Annotated in this window: 3 protein-coding genes; 1 reads left to right on the forward strand and 2 read right to left on the reverse strand. The window is 63.4% G+C overall.

Annotated elements, in window-relative coordinates:
• Both EN964_RS30810 and EN964_RS30815 read right to left on the reverse strand, forming a co-directional pair.
• A partial coding sequence (locus tag EN964_RS30810) for an ABC transporter ATP-binding protein/permease (RefSeq protein WP_164776103.1) occupies positions 1 to 1,224 on the reverse strand: 1,224 nt, incomplete at its 3' end.
• A gap of 132 nt (positions 1,225 to 1,356) precedes the next feature.
• The gene (locus EN964_RS30815) at positions 1,357 to 2,139 is read right to left on the reverse strand and encodes a class I SAM-dependent methyltransferase (protein WP_127268371.1); all 783 of its coding nucleotides are present in this window, start codon (positions 2,137 to 2,139) and stop codon (positions 1,357 to 1,359) included.
• Between the two features lie 137 nt (positions 2,140 to 2,276).
• Between EN964_RS30815 and gloB the strand changes: the two genes are divergently transcribed.
• A partial coding sequence (gloB, locus tag EN964_RS30820) for a hydroxyacylglutathione hydrolase (protein WP_127277155.1) occupies positions 2,277 to 2,830 on the forward strand: 554 nt, incomplete at its 3' end.

A 2,830-nucleotide genomic window follows, 5' to 3' on the forward strand; every position in this document is an offset into this window, starting at 1 on the left:
GATTTCGACATGCGGATCGGCGAGTCTGGTGCAACCCTCCGGCGAGGTCACTTCGAGCTTCTCGAAAGTCAGGCTGCCATTGACGTTTTGGCCGAAGGCAATGCGCTTTTCCGTGTCATGCAGCGCATCGGTTTCATCGAGCGCGATGCGGAAATCGGCCACGCGCATCAGCGTGGCGCGCCAATCGGCGATGCTGCCGATGTTGTTGATGAACCAGCGCAAGGAAGAGTGGACCTGGTTGAAGGCGCCGACCGCCATCATCAGCCCGCCAAAGCTGATATCACCTGAGAAATAGACCGGCGAAGCGACCAGTATGGGCGCCACGACGGTGATCCAGCCATAGGTGTCGGTCACCCAGGACAGGTTGATCTGGGCGGTGTAGATGCGCCGCATGGCGCCCAGCACCGTGCCGAGATCGAGTTCGAGCCGCCGCCTTGCGTCGGCCTCGCCGTGATACAACGCAATGGCATCGACGTTCTCGTTGACGCGCACCATCGAGGAGCGCAGCTCGGCTTCGCGTGTATAGCGGTCGCTGTTCAGGCGGATGAGCGGGCGCCCGACCAGCCAGCTCAGCCAGGAGGCGATGCCGGCGTAAAGGATAGCGGCCCAGACCATGTAGCCCGGTATGGCCAGCGAGGTCCCGCCGATGTGGAACACGAAGCCCGAGGACAGCTCCCACAGCACCCCGACGAAGGACACGAGCAGAATGCACGACTGCAGCAGCCCGACGCCGAGATCGGTTGACAGGTCGGACAGATGCGCGGCGTCCTGCTGCATGCGCTGGTCGGGATTGACGCCGATGGCGCCGGCATTGGCCAACCGGAAGGCGCGCGCCGGCCGCATCCACTGATCGATCAGATCCAGCGTCAGCGCCTCGCGCAGTTTGAGCCTGATCATCTGGTTGAGCCAGGTCTGGCCGATATTGAGCACCAGCAGCCCGCCGGCGATCATCGCGAAGACGAGGAGCTGGTGCAGGAAGGCCGCCATGTCGCGGCGCGAAAGCGCATCGTAGAAAGGCTGGTTCCAGCGGTTGAGCAGAACCTGGCCGATCGACGTTGCGATGATCACGGCCATGATGCCGACCGATGTCCACAGCAACCATTTGCGAACCGGCGATCGCGCCAGTGCCCGCCGGATCGTCGCCACCTGATCGCGCAGGCTGCTGGCTTCAACCGCCACGGCAACCGGATGAACGGCGGCGGCATTGTCCGGTTGATCAGCCATGGCCGAGGTCCTTGCGTCAGTGCTGAAACCGGATGGAGAAACTTGACAGGCGTTTGTATGGGCTGCCGGATGGGCTGTCGGTCCGCTTGCGACAGATAGGCAGGGAAACGAGGTCAGGCACGTTTGCCGTGATCACGAAGCCGTCACCCGCGCAGCCGAGGGCTTGGCATCGGCTTTGCGACGGCCAAGCCGGGTGGCGCCATGCGGCGACAGCACCGGCACGAAGACGCGGCGCGAGGCGCGCTGGACGACGGGCACGCCTTGATAGAGCCGTTTCTGCGCCTCGACGACGATGACGCCGGAAAAGATCGGCCACAGCCGCCGGCCGGCGCGCTCCAGCACATTGTGGAAGCGCATCATGAAACGGCGCTTCGACGGCGGAAAGAACAGCGCATCGGACCAGGCGGCGGGCGTAAAATTGGCCTCGCGCAGCAATTCGGTGAGCTGGCCGCGCGAAAAGGGCCGGCCATTGCCGAATGGGGTGTGCTCGAAGCGCGCCCAGACACCGCGCCGGTTGGGCACGACGATGACCACCCGGCCAGCCGGCGACAGCACGCGCCAGATCTCGTTCAGCGTCTCACGCGGGTTCTCGACATGTTCGAGCGAATGGACGAGCAGCATGCGGTCGATGCAGGAATCGACCAGCGGCAGTTCCTCGTCGAAGACCAGTGCCGTCGCCGTCGGCCCTGTCGCCGGCCACACCACCGCGCCTTGCGTTGCCGGCATGAAGGCAAAGACCCGCTCGGCATCGGTGCCGAACCGCTCCAGCCAGGGCAAGGTGTAACCCAGACCAACCAGCCGCTCGTTGGGCACGACCGCCCATATCGACGACAACGCCATGGTGATCGAACGCTCGGCGAACCGGCCGAGCGTTGTCGAATAGAAGGAGCGAAGATCGACGATGTCGGAATGCATGGCAGGGATGTAGCCGTGATATCGGCGGGTTTCAACAAAAGGCCGCGACGACCCGACATTCCGAGATGTCATTCGACATCCGGGATGACATCCACGCGCCGGCGCCCTATGTCTGCGGCCATAAACGGAGAGATGCGATGCCGGTCGAAATCGAACAGTTCATGTGCCGCAGCGACAATTTCGGCGTGCTGGTGCATGATCCCAAAAGCGGCCAGACCGCGATCATCGACGCGCCCGAGGAAGCGCCTATCCTGGCAGCGATAAAGCGCACCGGCTGGACGCCGACGACGATCCTGACCACGCATCATCACATGGATCACGTCGAGGCCAATCTGGCGCTGAAGGAGCGCTTCAAGCTGCGCATCGTCGGCCCGGAAGCGGAAAAGGCCAAGATCCCCGGCATCGACGAGACCGTCGAAGACGGCTCGGTTCTCCATCTTGGCGATGAAAAGATCGAAGTCATCGCCACGCCCGGCCACACCGCCGGCCACGTTTCCTACTATTTGCCGGTTTCGGGTGTGGCGTTCACCGCCGACACGCTGTTTGCGCTGGGTTGCGGACGGCTGTTCGAATGCAAGCCGCCGGTGATGTATGAATCGCTGAAGAAGCTGGCTGCACTTCCGGCTGAAACGGCCATCTATTGCGGCCACGAATATACGCTCTCCAACGCCCGTTTCGCGCTGACCGTCGA

This window comes from Mesorhizobium sp. M7A.F.Ca.CA.001.10.2.1 (assembly GCF_003998575.1).
In the GTDB taxonomy this organism is placed as follows: Bacteria; Pseudomonadota; Alphaproteobacteria; order Rhizobiales; family Rhizobiaceae; genus Mesorhizobium.